This window comes from Okeania hirsuta (assembly GCF_003838195.1).
In the GTDB taxonomy this organism is placed as follows: Bacteria; Cyanobacteriota; Cyanobacteriia; order Cyanobacteriales; family Microcoleaceae; genus Okeania; species Okeania hirsuta.
This window is the reverse complement of the sequence record NZ_RCBY01000153.1, coordinates 1-19,145: the sequence shown is the minus strand read 5'-3', so window position 1 is coordinate 19,145 and position 19,145 is coordinate 1. Positions and strand designations below refer to the sequence as shown.

Below are 19,145 nucleotides of genomic sequence, written 5' to 3'. Positions count from 1 at the left end.
CCCACCCTGTGGAGGAGTGGGGAAACCAGCACCCCCTTACCAACCCCCTTATGGTTGTAAAGATTGTGTTTACGACTGGAAAGTTCGAGTTACATCACCTCAAGACAAGGGCAATAATTCACCAGCTTGTCCATTTAATTATTTTTATTGGGATTTTCTGGCCAGACATCGGGATAAACTTAAATCCCAGGGTCGTATGAACTTTGTTTTGGCTAACTTAGATAAAATAGACTCTGAGGAATTAGAAAACATTCATCTAAAAGCAGAAAAATGGCACTCTCAAAAGACTTCTTGTAGAAGTCAGGGAATAGGGAATAGGCAATAGGGAGTAGGGAATAGGGAGATAAAATTGTTGATTTCATAGTCTTGAATTGATTTAATTAACACTTTTGCTAGAGGTCTACTGTATTTGACATCTCAATTGCTTAAAACTCAGACAACGCAAGATTTTTCCTTCTTCCTTCTTCCTTCTGCTATACCAGAGGGCAAAAGGGAAAAACTGGCGATATAGCGTTACGCATAAAGGTTAGGACATGAATAAAAGCTGAAACCCTTTTGTATTGTCCTATTGCCTATTGCCTATTGCCTGTTGCCTGTTGCCTGTTGCCTTGCGCGTAGCGCTATATGACTTTTGACTTTTGAAATTTGACTTTAGCAAAGAGTTCAGAATTCTTATTTTTTACCATAATTTTCCACATAGATTCCACAGCATTTCCACAAGCAAGTTCAATGTTTTCCACAGATTAAACAGGTTTTTCCACAGATTTCAACGACATCATCATACTCTTGCAAATGAATTGGGGATTTTGTTCAGTGGGTAGTAAACAGCTTCATATTAGTCGATTTTTATAAAGTTTTATTACAAAAAGTTCCCCGAAACACCGATTATTTCGTAAATCTTTTATTTATTGAAAGTCTGCTGTAACATTTCTCTACATTGACAACCATACCCCCCCTTAGTACACAATAGTGCGACATTAGTAGTTCAAAGTCAGTGGTTTGTGGCCATAACTAGGGACTATGAAGAAGAAAAAATATACAGAGAATCTTACTTAAACATGAACTTAAGCGTTAGTATTTTGGCCGAAATTCCTGAAGCACTCCATGAATCTCTTAAAACCTACTTAGAAACCCACCCTGACTGGGATCAAGACCGTGTATTTTCAGCAGCTTTGTCACTATTCCTGTTACAAAATGGAGATAGTGGTACACCAGAAACATCTCTTTGTTATCGGCAAGCTGCTAGAGTTTACCTAGAAACTCTTTTCCAACATCATGATATAAGCAGCATTTAGTGGTGCATATATTGAACCTCTCTTTGCTGCTGATACTAATGTATTCTAAATTACTAAATTTTTATGTAGTTTCAGCTCTACTTTCAGAGTAGGGCTATTTCACAGTTCGATACGGAGAATAATTTTCAAATACGAAGGTAATAGGGAGATAAAGTAGTAGTAAATATAAAATAAGTTTGCACTATTTTCAACTAATGCAAGTCTGAAACATTTTTCCACTACCTTAGCCTTAGTTAAATTTGAAACTAAAGTAGCTTATATAACAAAGCCATAGTTGAAGACTAAGACTTTAAACTTTTAAACTATAGTAGAACTAAATTTTTAGGAAAAAATGACTGAAGTTTTAGATGTCTTAGTTGTTGGCGCAGGTATTAGTGGGTTAAGTTTAGCCCATGCACTGACAAAATTAGGTAATAATTCCCCGTTAAAGATTTTAGTTGCAGAAAGCCAAAATCGAGTGGGGGGAAATATCACAACAGTTTCTTTAGGAGACTTTCTTTGGGAAGAAGGGCCAAATAGTTTTTCTCCGACACCGGAATTTTTAAAGTTGGCTGTAGATGTTGGCCTGAAGCAGGAGCTAGTTTTTGCCGATCGCAAACTGCCTCGCTATGTTTATTGGAATGGTCAATTATTACCAGTGCCCATGAGTCCAACAGCTATGCTACAGTCTAAATTACTGAGTGATGCTGGTAAGCTACGCGCTTTAGTTGGCGCTTTGGGTTTTGTCTCACCTGCCATTGGTAATTTATCAGGACAAGGAGGAGAAGAAACTGTATCCCAATTTTTCCAGAGACATCTTGGTCCTGAAGTAATGCAGCGACTGGTGGAACCTTTCGTTTCTGGTGTTTATGCAGGAGACCCTAGTCAACTGAGTGCTTCTGCTGCTTTTGCTAAAGTGGCTCGAATGGCTGACTTAGGTGGTGGACTTGTAGCTGGTGCTTTGCTGTCTGCTAAAAAAAATCGTAAGTTTAAGGTTGCTCCCGACCCTAATATTCCTAAGACTAAGACTGGTGAATTGGGTTCTTTTCGAGGTGGTTTGGAGGCATTACCAAAAGCGATCGCCTCTTATTTAGGAGAAGCAGTTAAATTAAATTGGCATCTTACTAATATTCGTCGGACTGAACAACAAACTTATATAGCAGAATTTTCTACTCCCAATGGTCCTGAGCAAATAGAAACTCGTACTATTTCCCTTTCTACTCCCGCTCGTGTTTGTGCAGAATTATTCAAAACTTTGCAACCGGAAATTGCTTCTATATTTAATGAATTTTATTATCCTCCTGTTGCCTGTGTAGTCTTGGCATATCCTGATACTTCTATCAAGGTTAAGATAGATGGCTTTGGTAATTTGATTCCTAGAGGTCAAGGTATCCGGACTCTTGGTAGTATTTGGTCTTCTACTTTATTTTCTGGTAGAACACCTCCAGGATGGCAAATTTTTACTAATTTTATTGGTGGTGCAACAGACCCGGAAATTGCGAACTTAGATAGTGAAGCGATAGTGCAACAGGTACATCAAGATCTTTGTCAAACTCTGTTAAAACAGAATGCTGAACAACCAAAAGTTCTTGCGGTGCATTTATGGTCTCGTGCTATTCCTCAATATAATTTAGGCCATAATTCTAAATTGGAGGAGATTAATAATGGCTTAAAATCTTTGCCTGGTCTATATCTGTGCAGTAATTATATTGGTGGTATAGCTTTGGGAGATTGTGTTCGCCGTGGCACAGAAGTAGCGACTGAAATTTATCAAGGTTTGCAGACTTGATATTCTAGAGTTTTAATTTCGATGAAACTAGTTCTTTGCTTCGACTGCTATAATTCTAATTTTTCTGTTTGTAAATACTAGAATTGAATGATTATTTTATTGATCTCAACGTTGGTTGAAAACCCGCGCTCTCCCAAAGGGGAGCGTCCTATGGGAAAATCAATCAATTTTGTGGTTTTGCCAATAGTGTGTTAGGATTAAATAAGGCTGCTGGGTTAGCAGTGTCTAGGGGAGGCGTCGGATTGGCGACGTACTGTGGAGCGCGCCTTTAGACCAGAAAGGGGGAAAGACCTTGGAGGCAGGTGCGTTAGAAGCAGAAAGGCCTAATCTGCGAGGTTTAGGAATGCCGCGACAACGCGGCATGCGCAACGTCGGGAGTATTTCAAATATACCAGAAGTAAGAAGGAAGAAGCAAAGGAAGAATTATCTTACGTTGTCTGAATTTTAAGCTTTTGATGGAAAAACGCGTGGTTAGTTTTGATTGTGGGTTCATAGATGCGGAGTGACTTCCGTGACAAAATTCTCTATCATTTACTTGATCGCTGATTCAATGGTCGAGGGATGCCAAGGTTTCCTCATTATCCCTCACACCCTTACCTCTGGTGAAATTATTTGTTCAAATCTATCTTTTTCCTTTTCCTTGACAATATTCTCCTTCTTATAAAACTATGTATGTATGACTATCAAAATCAAACATCAAGCTTATAGCCAATACCTCTAACAGTTTTGATCTTTGGAGAATTGTCATTATTATTCTCTAGTTTTTTACGTATTTGACCAATATGGACATCAACTACTCGCTCATCTCCCATATATTCATAATCCCAGACTTCTTGGATTAAATCTGATCGCTTCCAAGCACGGCCAGGTTTACCTGCTAGGCAGTATAATATATCAAATTCCAAGGCCGTCAAAGCAATTAATTCTCCATTAACTTTAACCTCTCTACCGTGAGGGTCAATTGTCAGACTTCCTAATTGTATACCTTCTGGCTGTGAGTTGGAAACTAATCTTTGACGTTTTAATATGGCTCCGACACGAGCGCCTAATTCTACTAAACCAAAAGGTTTTGTGATATAATCATCTGCACCCTCTTGAAAACCGTGTAATTTACTATCCTCATCTGCAAGACTGGTTAGCATTAGCACAAATACATTTGTATTACTTTGCATTTTTTTGCAAAGTTGAAATCCTGTTGTATCAGGCAAGTTTACATCTAACACTACTAGGTCTGGTGAAAATTTATTGAATAATTCTAGAGCTGTTTTACCATCTCCAGCAGACTCTACTTGATAGTTTTGTTGGCTCAAATACCGATGAATTAAAGTTCGGATGGCTGGGTCGTCATCAACCGCAAGGATCTTTACAGGGGCCATGACATAAATATCAGGATAAACTAAGTACGATATAAGTGACATACTCCCACACTAACCATTCGGTATAGTGTAAGCTCTCTCGCTTCACAGTCCTGCTATTGCATCGGACTCCACGAGCTTTAAGGACGGGATGCCCCGCCGCCCTTTTTGCAGATCGAAAAACTACGCGCCTAGCTTCGCGATCAGATTTTATGCTTACCGCCGATTCATTTCACATCAAATTGAAAATTATGGTGTGAGGCTTCTCCACGGTTTAGGTGACATACTCCCAAACTAAGCTGGGGCTATAGTTTGGGCTTCTCGTTTCGCTGCCCTGCCATTGCATCGGGCAAGCGCGTGCTTTAAGAACGGAATGCCCTGCCGCCCTATTTTTTATATTTATTGCCACATTTAAGTCGCGGTCTAACAATACCGCAATGTGGGTAAGAATGAGTTCGTATTTTTAATTTTTTATCGACTTTTTCCCCACAATTTGAGAAATCTTGGCTAGTATTTTGAGGATTCACAACTATAGTTTTCTGTCCAGCATTTTCGGCTTTGACAGTCAAAATCAACAGAAATTGACCCCATCCAGCATCGTTAATTGATTTACTCAAACGGGTCTTTGATAGTCCTTTAAATAGCACAAGGAAACTACTTATACCTACAACCAAACTTACCTAGACTATTATATCATAGCGACAGTAACTTACTGAAACTAAGACTCAGTCTGAGTTATAACAACAATCGACTAATTCGTAGATTTCATCTCTCTGCAGCAATAACACTATAACCTATAATTTTTATTTTTTTACTACAACATACTTAAAATTTTAGGTAACAAATCTCTAGGAATCTTGGTAAGAGCTACATTTTGCCCTTGTATTCCATACTTGTTATAAAATTTACGGATAGTCCTGACAATATAATTCACAGTAGTTTCTTTTCCTTGTACTACTTCATTATTAATGTTAGTTTGTTGCTCACCAGTATAAGCCAGTAAGTGATAATCCAAAGCTGATTCTAAATTACTCATTTGACTGTCTTTGTCTAATTTAATGTTGGCTTCTATGGCTATTTGATAATAAGCAAGTCCAATATTATTATAGGTGGCCAATAAATCAAAGGTAAGCTGAGAAGGAGAAAAATGTTGAGCTATACTAACAGCCTGGGAATAAGCAGCGATCGCTTGATGAAAAAATTGATTCCGTATTTGATGTTTTTCAAATTGGTTGGCCAAGTGCCAATAAGTAGTACCTAAGTTATTTTTTGTCGCAGCATAAGCAAGGGGAGCAATTTCTGGGGTTCGATATTTTAAAGCTTCTAAATAAGCATCAACAGCTTTTAACATCAAAGTTTCTGATAGCTCTTGTTGAAATTGAGCTAAATTCCAATAAGCTATGCCCAAGTTATTTTGAATCATTGCATAATTTAGAGGTTCAATTTCTGGGGTAAAGTAATCAATAGCTTTAGTATAAGCTGAAATTGCCCCTTGCAAGTGAGCCACTGCTTGAGTATATTGAGCCAAATTCCAATAAGCTGCACCTAAATTATTTAATGTCGAAGCATAATCTTGAGTATGAGTTACTGTATCTAAGTACAAGATTGCTTCTTGATAGGCCATAACTGATTTTTCCCAATTCTTTTCTGCTTCTTGATAATTAGCTAAATCTCCGTAAGCTAGACCTAAGTTTTTTTGTAATCTGGCATAAGTCTCTTTCTGAGATGGGTTAATCTCACCTATAGCCATTTGATATAAAATAATGCTTCGCTCTAAATAAACTAATGAATCAGACTTACTAGATTTGATTTGACGAGATAACATCCAGTAAAGAGTGGCAAGATCGTTAAAAATATCAAGAACAGGAATTTGGGATGGAGAAAATTGGCTCTTATTTCCTGTATCTTGAAATGTCCACTCAATTACCATTTCATAAGCACGAATGGCAATAATTAAACTTTGTTCTGATACTTCACCTGCTAAGACGCGATCGCGATGAAAGTCCCCTAAAGCTTGGTAAGCTATGGCTAGTTCTGGAGATGGATATTTGGACTTGTTTAAATCTTGAATCTGTTTGAGAATTTGAAACTGTTGTTTTTCTAGGGATGTTTTTTCTTCACCAGACTTTCTAGAAATTTCTGACCATACTAAATTTGCTAGTTCAACTAATTCCCACTTCAGCAGTGGCGTATTCTTCGGTTCTTGGTCAAGGCCAATTGGCAATTCTGGTAATTTTTGTGGAGCGGGGGGGAGAAGATGAACTGTCAGATTTTTTGATTCAACATCAATAGTAGTGTAAGACTTTTGTTCTAATGCCATTAATGGTCTTACAGTATTGATGGAAGGCGGGCTAATTTTTGGAGATAAGAAAGATTTAGAGGTTTGTTGATTTGGCAATGATGATTTATTTTTTCTAGGAGCTATAGGTGTGGGGTCTCCTTCAAATTCAAATATTCCTGTGTGCCAATGCCAAAATTCTGGGGCGGACTGTTTGATACTATTGAGCCAAGGTCGGTTAATCCAAAGTAATATACTGGATTCTAGGGTAGATAGATTTGTTTCTATTTTTTTGAGATTACTAATAAATGACCATTGAACTGTTGAAGGTTGTTTAGTTAAGCTTTCTACTCCAATAATTTGAAATCCTAATATTTGATATTCTTGTGTTTTTTGATATTCAGGATTTTCGGTAAACCATTGATTAATTTGAGTTACTGGATTAGGATTATTTAGATTTAAGTTGAGAGTAACAAATAAAAGATTTTTATTATTATTTGGCGTTTTTTCTGTGTAGTCAATAGTACTGGTTAAATCTACTTCTAAGTTTTCTACTAAGCTGTTTCTTAGTTGTTGATTATCGCATACAGCTATAAAAATTTGGCGACGTAGATTTAATGATAGAGCTTGTTTCAAGCGTTGATAGATTTGCCAGTTCAATTGAGAAATTGTTGTGGACCCAATGTCTATCACAGTTCTATTAGGGGGGGGATTTCAGTTATCAGTTATCAGTTATCAGTTATCAGTTATCAGTTATTAGTTATCAGTACCTCTGCAATAAGGAGACTTAACATCAGGAATATTCTCTTTTTTTATCTCCTTAAAAGGGGGAGACTTTAGACCAGAATCTTTCGGTAATAGAAAACCAGACTCTTGAAAATTCAAGAACCCGGTTAAGTCTTTAATAATTTTTACTTCAAAGCTTAAGCAGAAACAGAAAAAGCAACAAATACTAAGCTACCTACTAATACAGCTCCGAGAGTTCCTAAAACTAAATAGTTAACTTGTTGTTTTTCATCTGGAGCGTCCGCTTGATACATTTTTGGCTCTGCAGCAAAATTATTTAGGCGTCCACCCTCTTCTGTTGTATATGGCATGATTAAAAGTCCTTTATCTTTTTTTTATGTTTACCTAGCTTAACATAAATTTGGTGAATATAGGAAATTATTACTAGCTTTGAGCCGAATTAATTCTTCCAGTCAATGGTGAAGAGGCGATCGCATAATCTTTTTTGGGTATCCTTCCTGCTAAATAGGCCAAACGTCCCGCTTCTGTCGCCATTCCCATTGCTTTGGCCATCACTGATGGATTTTTAGCTAGAGCGATCGCTGAATTAATTAGTAAGGCATCTGCTCCCATTTCCATTGCTTGAGTTGCTTCACTGGGAGTACCAATTCCTGCATCTAATACCACGGGAACCTTAATATTGTCAATTATTATTTGAATATTAGCAGCATTTTGTATTCCCTGGCCAGAACCTATAGGAGAACCCAGGGGCATAACTGTGACACAACCAGCTTCTTCAAGTCTTTTGGCTAGTAGTGGGTCAGCATTAATGTAAGGTAAAACAGCAAAACCCTCTTTAATTAATTGTTCTGCTGCTTGTAATGTACCGATAGGGTCTGGGAGTAAATACTTAGGATCGGGAATAACTTCGAGCTTGACAAAATTATTATCTTCTTGACCCAATAATTTAGCCATTTCTCGTCCCAGTCTGGCAACTCTCACAGCATCTTCAGCAGTTTGACAACCTGCGGTATTTGGCAACATCCAGATTTTTGTCCAGTCTATAGCTTCTGCCAAACCTTCATGGCCAGGAGCTTGAGTTTGTACCCGTCGTACTGCTACAGTTACTATTTCACATCCACTAGCTTCTATACTTTGCTGCATTTTTTCTATGCTGGGATATTTACCTGTACCTGTCATTAGACGGGAGCTAAATTTTTTACCTGCGATAATTAGAGGTTGTTCTGGAGTTTGTGTAGTTAGTTTTTCTACTGTCTGCATTGTTTAATTTTGATATTTACAACTATTGTAAATTTTTTATTTCAATCCTAGTTTTGATGTTTATAGGAAGCTACAGAAGATGAAGATATTTCTGGTATTGCTTGTGGGGAAAATTCCTGAATACTCGGTCGCGCAGTGGAACGGATGTTCTATTGTCTCTGAGCAAAGAAATTTAGTTGAATAAAAAGTCATGCGTAGGGGCGAACGAACCCTTATAGTCTTTATGATATCACAAAAATTGTAAGAATGCAGCCAAAAATCATTTGACCCGCTGATTTTTTTTAGAGCTTCACAGAATGCAAAAGTTAGTTATTTTCCACTGAGGAGGTTTACAGATGGAAAGATTAGATTATAGGAAAAGCCAACGGATGTTCTATTGTCTCTGAGCAAGGAAATTTAGTTGAATAAAAAGTCATGCGTAGGGGCGAACGAACCCTTATAGTCTTTATGATATCACAAAAATTGTAAGAATGCAGCCAAAAATCATTTGACCCGCTGATTTTTTGGAGCTTCACAGAATGAAAATTTTAGTGGCTTTCCACTGAGAAGGTTTATAGATGGAAGAATTAGATGATAGGAAAAACCAGTATATTGAAGTTTCACAGAATGCAAAAGTTAGTACTAGCTGACATAGCAGTCTAAGGGAATAAATCTTCTGATTCTAATATTAAAAAGAGGGGAGTATTTTTCAATCTTTTTCCTGTATTGCCCCTATTCCACATTACTAAACCGACATATTAAGGTAATCATTATTTCTCAAGCCTAAAAACTTAATACTAAGTAAATTCTATAATTAATTAGGGCTTGCTGATTAAATCTAAAAGCATTGACATATAAATACTTTAGCCTTTTTAGGGCTATTAAAAAGTGCACCTGTTTCAGTCTAAAACACTCAAAAAGTTAGTATTTTAGGCGCATAGTTAGGCAGAAAAATCAAGGTACAATTCTTACTTCTACCTTCTCGCTCATTCCCATTTCTCTTGTCTCCTGTCTCCTGTCTCCTGTCTCCTACCCCTACTAAAAGACTTTTCAGAAACCCTAATTAACCATAAGCACCATGAGGTAGAAACCCCAAAATTCGCTTCAATCTTTCATCTGCTTCTTCATAACAATGACTTGGCATCTGATAATTCATAAATGGTGCATATTTATGTCCAACTAATCTTTTTCCATAAGTGATTTGTGTAATGTACCGGGTGACAGAAGATGAATTTCTAGAACCTCTATGCCAAACTTGATTGTTAAAACAAACTGCAGTACCCATTCCTCCAAGACAACTATGAATTTTATCTTCATATCCTAAAAGATTACCATCACAAAACTTACCAAACAGATGTGAACCTGGAATAACTTGGGTTGGTCCGTTATCTGGAGAAAATACATCAGTTAAGTAATAATTAACGGAAAATGCTAGAACATTCAAGCGAATATTGTTTAAGGGTTTACCATCAAGAGAAAGAACGTGTGGTGTATCATCTTGATGCCAAGCATTGTTTGCTAATCCATCAGTTTGAGGAGGAACTTTAAAAGAATTATTGTGGATAACATGAACAACATTAGCATTAGGAATTCCATCATTTCTTGAGTAACCTCTTCCATTTGCTCCACCGATTAAATGTTCTGCAAATGTAACAATTGGTTCCATGGCAAACAAGTCTAGATTATTTTGGGAATGCTCAAACATTCGCTCCATTATTTTGATTGATGTGTAAGCTTTCGCTACTGGATTAGACCTATCTAATTTTTCTTCTTCAGTTTTCCTTAAAATTCCATCTAAGTCATTTCTAAGAAGTTCACATTTTTCAGGTGTTAATACATTAGGAATGACTAAAAAACCATTAGTATGAAAAGATTCAATCCATGTATTTAATTGTTCTGTTGATGGAGTTTTATCGGCTAAATATTCAGGCATTTTTTTTCATTATTTTTTATAAGTATTAATTGTTAATTGTTTTGAGATAAAAAATAAGGAAAAAGTAGGAAGTAAGCCGGGTTCTGTTCCCTTAACTGAAAGTAGCTAAGAGGGCAATTATCTATCTGGGACGCCTGTTACCAGACACCTCTAGCGGTACACTTAACAACGGAGCTGGAAAAAGACCAACCATTGCCCCTCCGACCTTGCTCCCCGCCGGGGTTTACCTAGCCAGTACCTCACGATACTGCTGGTGCGCTCTTACCACACCTTTGCACCCTTACCTCAGAGACTTGAATAATATCTCATCTCCAGGGCGGTATTTTTCTGTGGCACTATCCTCACGATCGCTCGCACTGGGCGTTATCCAGCAAGCTTGGTCTTTTGGGAGCCCGGACTTTCCTCAGACCCAAGATATTGAGTCCGCAACTGCCTCACCTACTTTATCCCTATATTTAGAATATATTATCAAATAAATTACCTATTGTTAATTTTTTACCCAGAATTATTTTGATGATGAGTATAGAAAAAATTAATAGGGAGTCATTTCAGTTATCAGTTATCAGTTATCAGTACCTCTGCAATAAGGAGGCTACGAAAATACGGAATTATCTTTTTTTTATCCCCTTAAAAGGCGAGGTTTTAGACCCAATTATTTTGGTAAAATAATTTCTTAGGGACGCTAGAAGGTTGCTTACTTCTGATTTTTAATTCTACATTTTGAAGTACCTAATGTCTCCTAATCTTCTGCTTCAATAGTAGTTGAAAGATTTTCAAACCATCCTCTTCGCCAAAAAAAGTAAATCAAACTAATAGCAGTAGAAAACATTATGACTAAGCAAAGAGGATAACCATAATACCAATCTAATTCTGGCATATTCCAAGGAGAATCTGCTGGGTCAAAATTCATCCCATAAATTCCGGCGATAAAAGTTAAAGGAATAAAAATTGATGAGATAACAGTTAGTAGCTTCATTACTTCATTCATTTTATTATTGACAGAGGACAAATAAATATCCATTAAATCAGAAGCTAAATCTCTGTAAGTTTCTACTATATCTCTGAGTTGAATTGTATGTTCATAACAGTCTCTAAAATAAACCAATACATCAGGATTGATTAAATTACTACCATCTCGAATCAGAATATTAATTGCTTCTCTTGATGACCAAATAGCTCGACGTAGTGTTAATAATTCTCGCCTCAGTTTATAGATTTTTTGCATGGTATGACGGTCTGGTTTAAATACTACTTCATCTTCTAATATCTCTATCCTTTCTCCATATTCTTCTAATACAGGAAAAAATCCATCAATGATTGTATCTACTAGAGAATAAGCTAAATAATCTACTTTTTGTTTCCGAATAATTCCTTGATTATTTTTGATTCTTTCTCGTACAGGTTTCAGACAATCATATTCAGGATTTTCTTGGACTGTGATTAAATGTTTTTCTCCTAAAATAATACTGACTTGCTCTTTTTCAAATGATTCTGAATCTGATTTTATTCTTACCATCCAGGTAATAATTATGAGTTGATTTTTGTCATGTATAACTTTAGGTCTTTGTGGTACATTAACAATATCTCCAACACTCAGAGGATGTATTTGAAATACTTTTGCCATCTGTTGCCAAGATGTTTTATTGCCTAAACCAAGTACATTAATCCAAGAAATTGAATCTGATTTGAGGTAGGGAATACAAATTTCTGGGTTTGCTATTTTGATCCTGGTAGCTATATTTTTTGTATAATCTATCAGAGCCATCTCTGGTGGTGGAGCATCAGGTTCTAAATTGAGAGTTCCAGGTAAATCTTCTGGATCGTCATAATAATAGTCAACATGAGATTCTTCTTCTGAAGGTAATTCATAAGAATTAGGTTGTATATTGATTGAATGTGCCATAATTTGAAAATATGAAAATTATAAGTACTACTTCTAACAATTTTAAGTTTGATAAATAAAGTGATATAAGGTGATTTTCTTTTAACTTTATTTTTTTGATAACAGGGGTTGAAATATATTTTTAAATTGACGTTATATCATGTCTGCTTAATTAGTGATAAAAAACTTTCTTATTCTTTTACTTCTTTATTTCCTCCTGACTCCTGTACGTCGCCAATCCGACGGATCTTCTACCTGACTCCTGACTCCTCCGTTGTTATTTATTAAGTATTCAACCTGACATGATATTATTCCTTCTTATCTTTAATTTTGACAATTGGAAAACTTAAAAAATTTATATTTGTCTCAATAATAATTATGAAAACAAAAAATATACTGTTTTTAAGTAATGGTCACGGAGAAGATACACATAATTGTCAAATTATTAAAGCTTTTACAAAAATTTGTTCAGATACAACTATATCAGCTATGCCTATTGTTGGTGCTGGTAATAGTTATAAAAATTTAGGAATACCAATTATTGGCCCTACATCAAATATGCCATCAGGGGGTTTTTTTTATCTAAACCCTTTATTATTATTTAAAGACTTGGGACAGGGATTAATTAGTTTAACTTGGCGACAGTTACAAACAGTTTGGCAATTTGCAAAAAACTGTGATTTAGTTATGGCTACTGGAGATATTGTAGTCGCAGCGATCGCTTATTGGACCAAGTTGCCTTATGTGGTGTTTCTTTCGGCTGATTCTAGTTATTATGAAGATCGAATTAATTTGGGTTTAATATTGCCAAAATTACTGAATAATTCTAGATGTTTAAAAGTTTTTGTTAGAGATGCTTTGACTGCAACAGATTTAAACCGACAAGGAATTAAAAAGGCAGAATTTGTCGGTACGCCTGTGATGGATAATTTAATTTCTACAGGAAAAGATTTACAGCTTAAACCAGGATTATTTACTATTGGTATTTTACCTGGTTCTCGTTTACCGGAGGCTGGCAGAAATTTATCATTGCTACTTAAATTGGTCAGAGAAATTGTCAAATTTATGGGAGAAAATGTTTGTCAGTTTCGAGTAGCTGCTGTTCCTATTTTAATGTCTGAACTAGAGGCAGTCGCTACTTCTGAAAATTGGCAATATCAAGCAGGTAAGTTGACGTTTTTAACTGAGGAATATTCAATAGAAGTAATTTTTTACGAGGATGCTTTTGCCGATATTTTACAACAATCAAATTTGGTAATTGGGATGGCAGGAACTGCAATTGAACAAGCAGTAGGATTAGGAAAACCTGTCATTACTATCCCCGGTGAAGGTCCTTCATTTACTTATCGGTTTGCGGAAGCTCAAACCAGACTTTTAGGTTGTTCAGTACAGGTTATTGGTAAACAACCAGCTAATAATTTTATTCTGCAAGAAGCAGCTCAAAAAGTAAAAGAAACTTTGGCAGATAAGGAATATTTAGAAGCTTGTATTCGTAATGGTATTCAAAGGATGGGTAGACCTGGTGGTAGTGAGAAAATAGCTGATTATTTAATTCAATATTTGAGTAGGGAATAGGAAGTTCATTAATGGATAATGGATAATTCATTAATGGATAATTACCTCTGGTTAAAACCGTTACGGAATTGAATGTAAGGAAATATTATATTATGTCTGGTAGCATCGGTCTTGTATAGCAAAGGTAGGCAACAGGCAACAGCTCATCTGGCAACAGGCAGGAATACTTAAGAGCAAGAAAAAACTTAAATTTCCTGGAGATATTCACTCTTGGGTTTACACAAACGATACCAGCGGACATGATATTATTTCTTTTCTCTTGGTCGATTGGATATGGCTCCGAGACCTCGCCATCCCACCCTGCGGGAAGCTACGCTAACGACCAATTTTTCCCCTTGAAAGGGGAGGCTTGAAACCAGAATTATTTAATTATTAATTAGGGCTTGCTGATTAAATCTAAAAGTATTTACAGATAAAGGTAAGTGCCTTTTTGGGGCCTTGAAAAAGTGCCTGATTTTCAGCTATTGATGCTCAAAAAGTTAATATTTTAGGCGCATAGTTGGGCAGAAAAATCCCAAATTGACAATTGTTACTCCTACCTCCTTGCTCCCGACCCATTTCTCCCGACCCATTTCTCCCGACCCATTTCTCCTGTCTTCCCCTCCTGGGAGGGGTTAGGGGTGGGTTGTCTCCTACCCTCACCCATAAGACTTTTGAGCGCAAACCCTAATTATTCATTCGGTAAAAGGCATCTTGATACAGAATCAATCTCTAGAAAACTCCCAGTTACCTTCCCCTCTCTCGCGGGGACAGCAAGCATTATGGTTCATCTACCAGAAGGCTCCAGAAAGCGTAGCTTACAACATATTTATAACCACTCGTCTGGCTGGAGAGTTAAACCTAGAGACTTGGCGAAAGGCTTGGCAAAAGCTGATTGCACGACATTCGATCCTGCGAACTACCTATAGGACTCAGGATGGCAAACCCGTTGCAGTAGTTAGTCAAGACTGCAACGTCAAGATTGAGGTAACAGATGCTTCTGGGTGGGGATCCGACGAATTAAAGGCCAAAATTATGGCAGCAGTAGAACGTCCCTTCAATTTGGAAACAGGTCCGATAATGCGCTTGGATCTGTTTGCCCGATCGCCCCAAGAGTTTGTCCAATTGATAACCATGCACCACATTGCCGGGGATGGATGGTCATTTGACTTGCTTATCAAAGAACTCCGGGTACTATACGCGGCTTCTGTCGAGAATCTCCCAGAGGCAAAAATAGCTAACTTGCTGGCAGATTCTCCCTGGCAATACGCCGACTATGTGTCCTGGCAGTCTGAGATGCTCTTGTCTGCACGAGGAGAACAACTCTTTCGCTACTGGCAGAAACAACTGGCCGACTGCTTGCCGATTTTGAATCTGCCAACAGACAAAGCGCGACCAAGGGATTTAAGCGGTCGGAATGAATTCCATATTGTCGAGATCGACCAACGACTCCGAGAGAAACTGCTACAACTAGCTGCCGATATCGGAGTCAGTCTTTACCGGACTATGCTGGCTGCCTTCTTTGTCCTGCTACATCGCTTATCGGGTCAAGAAGACATCCTGCTAGGAAGCGCAATGGCTGCAAGGTGGAGCGTTGAGGAGCTTAAAAGCCTTGTCGGTTACTGTAACAACGAGGTCGTTTTGCGGGCAACTCTTGCGGATAACCCCACCTTCGTAGAATTTCTCGCCCGCATCCATCACACGGTAACGGAGGCACAGACTCATCAAGATTATCCCTTCGACTTATTAGTAAAACGACTCAACCCTTGTCGAGATGCTAACCGACACCCTCTAATTCAAGTCGATTTCACTTGGCGCAAGCATCGCTGGTACAAACCGGAGAACCCCGAACTCCCAGCAGGTGAGAAAGCACTGTCTATCGAGCCATACTTAGCCGTACACCAACAGGGTTCCGTATTTGATCTGAGTTTGGCAATTGAGGAACTTGACAAATCTCTCCATTTCATCTGGGAATATAGTGCCGACCTATTTGATGCCAAAACTATTCGCCGCTGGGCGAGACATTTAGAATGCTTGCTAGAATCGATTGTCGCCAATCCACAACAGCGCGTTGCGTTTTTACCAATCCTGAGGTCAGAGGAACAACATCAATTGTTGGTGTCCTGGAACAATACTCAGACAGATGCTCCCCAAGATAAGTGCATTCATCAGTTGTTTGCAGAGCAGGTAAAACGGAGATCAGACAATATCGCGGTAGTTTTTGGGAACGAACAAATTACCTATCGGGATCTGAACGCTAAGGCAAATCAATTGGCCTATTATTTGCAATCTCTGGGAGTAGGTCCAGAGGTAATAGTGGGGATTTGCATAGAGCGCTCGGTTAAAATGCTGGTGGGATTGTTGGGCATTCTCAAGGCAGGTGGGGCGTATTTACCCTTAGACCCTAGCTATCCGCGCGATCGCCTGGCTTATTTGCTAGAAGATTCGGGAGTAACTTTGCTGTTAGCTTCCGAAAAGTCAGTGGTTCGACTCCCAGAAAGCAAGGGACGGGTTGTTTTCTTGGATAAAGATTGGCCGGTCATTTCTCAGTATAGCGCGGAAAATCTTGCCCTTCGTACCCAACCAGCTTCTTTAGCTTACGTCATCTACACTTCAGGTTCTACCGGAAAGCCAAAAGGGGTGGAAATCGAGCATAAAAGTTTGGTAAATGCCTATCGTTCCTGGGAGCAAGCTTACCAGCTACGTCCCCAGAGCAGCCATCTGCAAATGGCGAGTTTCTCCTTTGATGTCTTTACGGGAGATTGGGTTCGCGCCCTTTGCTCGGGAGCCAAATTAGTTCTCTGTCCGAGGGACTTTTTGTTAGAGCCAGAAAAGCTGTATCAATTGATGCTCCAAGAGCAAGTCAATTACGCAGAATTTGTGCCAGCGGTAATGAGAAACTTAATCGAGTATTTGGAGAACACCGAGCAAAACCTAGATTTCATGAAGGTATTGGCGATCGGTTCCGATAGCTGGTCTGTGCAAGAATACCAACGATTTCGCCAATTCTGCGGTTCGGGAACTCGGTTAGTGAATTCTTATGGAGTCAGCGAAGCAACCATTGACAGTTGCTATTTTGAAAGCACCAAGCTCGAGCGACCCCTTGAGTCCCCAGTTCCTATCGGTAAACCCTTTGCCAACGCTCTTCTCTATATTCTCGACGATCATCTCCAACCGGTTCCCATCGGCGTACCAGGAGAACTGCATATCGGTGGCATCGGTTTAGCCAGAGACTATCTCAACCGTCCGGAGTTAAGTGCAAAAAAGTTTATTGCTAATCCTTTTATACCAAATCCGGTAGAATACTTACACTTCGGTGGCAATAAGGCAGAACCCACCCCTAACCCCTCCCAGGAGGGGAACCGTCTGTACAAAACCGGAGATCAGGCACGCTATCTCCCGGACGGCAACATCGAACTTCTCAGTCGCATCGACAACCAGGTAAAAATTCGCGGCTTCCGGATCGAACCAGGAGAAATCGAGGCGCTACTGGCGAAACGCCTAGAAGTGCAGCAAGCTGTAGTTATAGTTCTCGGAGACCAACCGAGTAACAAGCGCCTGGTGGCTTATGTAGTTCCCAATCAATCTTTTTCTCCATCTTCCCAGAAAAATTGTAGCGACTTTGTCAATAATCCCTTGTATGGGAAGCAAATGCAGAAACTAACTCCAAAACTGCGTGCTTTTCCTTGAGAAAAGCTGCCGGACTATATGATGCCTTCGGCTTTTGTGATGCTAGACTCCCTACCCCTAACTCCCAACGGTAAAATTGACCGGCGGGCGCTCCCCGCACCGGACGGAACTAGCACCGGTAGCGATGCCACTTTTATTGAACCTCGCGATACCCTAGAATTGCAACTGACACAAATCTGGTCTGATGTTTTGGAAGTTTCTCCCATAGGCATCCGAGATAATTTCTTTGACATCGGCGGTCATTCTTTGTTAGCGATCGCCTTAATTGCTCGGGTGCAACAGCAGTTGGGAAAAAATCTTTCTTTGGGAGCACTTTTGCAAAGTCCGACTATTGAGCAGCTCGCTATTTCTCTGCGTTCGGGTAAAGATTATGAGTCAACTTCGCCTCTAGTTAAGATGCAGTCCGATGGAGATTTACCGCCTCTCTTCTTAATCCCTCCCAGCAGCGGCACTGTCTTATTTTATCTAGATTTAGCCCGCAATCTGGGGAGCGAACAACCGATTTATGGTTTGCAAGCGCCTGGTCTCAATGGAGAGCGATCGCCTTTTACTACTCTCAAGGAACTCGCCACTCACCACCTAAAAGCAATTAAAACTATTCAACCTCGCGGTCCTTACTACTTGGTTGGTTTTTGCGTGGGTGGTCATTTAGCTTTAGAAATGGCACAACAGTTACACCAACAAGGGGATACCCTGGCATTGCTAGCGCTAATAGAAGCTTCTGCTCCCGAACACCACAGGCTTCTGATTGATAGCACGCCAGGAAGAATGCTAAGTCCCGATATTTTTTATCTCAGATTATTTGCTGAAGAAATGAGCGCTCCTTGGGGGAAAGAAGTTCTCGTATCCTGTGAGGAACTACAACAACTGATACCAGAGGAGCGATTGGGGTATGTCCTCGAACGAGCTAAGATGTTTGATCTATTGCCGGAGGAAGTGAGAGTTGAGGATTTGGAAAATTTGTTTGAAGTTTTTCAAGCCACGGCTATTGCGTCTTATAACTATGAAGCGCGACCTTATCCAGGTAATATTGTACTGTTTAATGCCAGCGAGCAGCTAATAGATATAGGGGGTGATCGGACTTTAGGTTGGCGAGATTATGTTGGGGGAGAAATTGAAATCCACGAGATTCCTGGAGAACATTTCTCGATTATCCGGGAACCTCAAGTGCGGGTTTTAGCAGAACGGCTGAAGCAGGCACGCGATCGCGCTCTGGCGAATTAATATTGGACCGATGGGCGACAGTCGAGTTGCGTTGTAATAATAAACGCTTTTATTATTAAGATAATAAGTTATTTTTAATTTTGATAAAAGCAAAAACCTTGCAAGTCAAGGATTTTAGCGATACCTTTAAAAGGTATCGCTTATTTATACAGGTTGGTCACATAATTATTCCTCATATCT

At 38.9% G+C, this 19,145-nt stretch carries 13 protein-coding genes, 1 other RNA gene and 1 pseudogene; 6 read left to right on the top strand and 9 right to left on the bottom strand.

All coding sequences use genetic code 11. The features are described 5' to 3' along the window. From D5R40_RS37945 to hemG, 3 genes and pseudogenes are all read left to right on the top strand, one after another. A pseudogene (locus D5R40_RS37945) lies at nucleotides 1-325 on the top strand (hypothetical protein); the annotation flags it as partial. A gap of 733 nt (nucleotides 326-1,058) precedes the next feature. Beyond that, nucleotides 1,059-1,295: a DUF2811 domain-containing protein gene (locus D5R40_RS21825; protein ID WP_124155209.1), complete on the top strand. Its 237-nt coding sequence runs from the start codon at nucleotides 1,059-1,061 to the stop codon at nucleotides 1,293-1,295. A gap of 331 nt (nucleotides 1,296-1,626) precedes the next feature. Then, the gene (gene hemG, locus D5R40_RS21820; protein ID WP_124155207.1) at nucleotides 1,627-3,063 is read left to right on the top strand and encodes a protoporphyrinogen oxidase; all 1,437 of its coding nucleotides are present in this window, start codon (nucleotides 1,627-1,629) and stop codon (nucleotides 3,061-3,063) included. A gap of 689 nt (nucleotides 3,064-3,752) precedes the next feature. On the opposite strand, the gene D5R40_RS21815 is transcribed toward hemG, so the two are convergent. The 8 genes from D5R40_RS21815 to corA all read right to left on the bottom strand — a co-directional run bounded on the left by D5R40_RS21815 (nucleotide 3,753) and on the right by corA (nucleotide 12,518). Next, nucleotides 3,753-4,439 (bottom strand): response regulator transcription factor, encoded by a 687-nt coding sequence (locus D5R40_RS21815; RefSeq protein ID WP_124155208.1) that lies wholly within the window; start codon nucleotides 4,437-4,439, stop codon nucleotides 3,753-3,755. A 365-nt stretch (nucleotides 4,440-4,804) separates the two neighbouring features. After that, complete coding sequence (locus D5R40_RS42120) at nucleotides 4,805-5,035, bottom strand: zinc ribbon domain-containing protein (RefSeq protein WP_338043210.1); 231 nt, start codon at nucleotides 5,033-5,035, stop codon at nucleotides 4,805-4,807. A 197-nt stretch (nucleotides 5,036-5,232) separates the two neighbouring features. After that, nucleotides 5,233-7,356 (bottom strand): tetratricopeptide repeat protein, encoded by a 2,124-nt coding sequence (locus D5R40_RS21805; RefSeq protein ID WP_124155206.1) that lies wholly within the window; start codon nucleotides 7,354-7,356, stop codon nucleotides 5,233-5,235. 263 nt (nucleotides 7,357-7,619) lie between these two features. Further along, nucleotides 7,620-7,793, bottom strand: a complete 174-nt coding sequence (gene psb34 / locus D5R40_RS21800) for a photosystem II assembly protein Psb34 (protein ID WP_124155205.1) — start codon at nucleotides 7,791-7,793, stop codon at nucleotides 7,620-7,622. 73 nt (nucleotides 7,794-7,866) lie between these two features. Further along, nucleotides 7,867-8,703 carry a thiazole synthase gene (locus D5R40_RS21795; protein WP_124145781.1) on the bottom strand — a complete coding sequence of 279 codons (837 nt, stop codon included), beginning with the start codon at nucleotides 8,701-8,703 and terminating at the stop codon, nucleotides 7,867-7,869. Between the two features lie 1,042 nt (nucleotides 8,704-9,745). Beyond that, the gene (locus D5R40_RS21790) at nucleotides 9,746-10,615 is read right to left on the bottom strand and encodes a phytanoyl-CoA dioxygenase family protein (protein ID WP_124155204.1); all 870 of its coding nucleotides are present in this window, start codon (nucleotides 10,613-10,615) and stop codon (nucleotides 9,746-9,748) included. A gap of 57 nt (nucleotides 10,616-10,672) precedes the next feature. Then, nucleotides 10,673-11,060, bottom strand: an RNA gene (gene rnpB, locus D5R40_RS21785) — RNase P RNA component class A. 294 nt (nucleotides 11,061-11,354) lie between these two features. Then, nucleotides 11,355-12,518, bottom strand: a complete 1,164-nt coding sequence (gene corA, locus D5R40_RS21780; protein WP_124145782.1) for a magnesium/cobalt transporter CorA — start codon at nucleotides 12,516-12,518, stop codon at nucleotides 11,355-11,357. A 357-nt stretch (nucleotides 12,519-12,875) separates the two neighbouring features. Between corA and D5R40_RS21775 the strand changes: the two genes are divergently transcribed. Beyond that, the gene (locus D5R40_RS21775) at nucleotides 12,876-14,072 is read left to right on the top strand and encodes a lipid-A-disaccharide synthase-related protein (RefSeq protein ID WP_124145783.1); all 1,197 of its coding nucleotides are present in this window, start codon (nucleotides 12,876-12,878) and stop codon (nucleotides 14,070-14,072) included. 471 nt (nucleotides 14,073-14,543) lie between these two features. Here D5R40_RS21775 and D5R40_RS35805 read toward each other — a convergent pair whose 3' ends face one another. Continuing rightward, the gene (locus D5R40_RS35805; protein WP_124155203.1) at nucleotides 14,544-14,735 is read right to left on the bottom strand and encodes a hypothetical protein; all 192 of its coding nucleotides are present in this window, start codon (nucleotides 14,733-14,735) and stop codon (nucleotides 14,544-14,546) included. A gap of 30 nt (nucleotides 14,736-14,765) precedes the next feature. Between D5R40_RS35805 and D5R40_RS21765 the strand changes: the two genes are divergently transcribed. Beyond that, entirely contained in the window at nucleotides 14,766-17,741 is a 2,976-nt protein-coding gene (locus tag D5R40_RS21765) for a non-ribosomal peptide synthetase (RefSeq protein ID WP_161565040.1), read from the top strand. Between the two features lie 18 nt (nucleotides 17,742-17,759). Then, the gene (locus D5R40_RS21760; RefSeq protein WP_124155201.1) at nucleotides 17,760-18,965 is read left to right on the top strand and encodes a thioesterase domain-containing protein; all 1,206 of its coding nucleotides are present in this window, start codon (nucleotides 17,760-17,762) and stop codon (nucleotides 18,963-18,965) included. Nucleotides 18,966-19,145 lie beyond the last annotated feature (180 nt).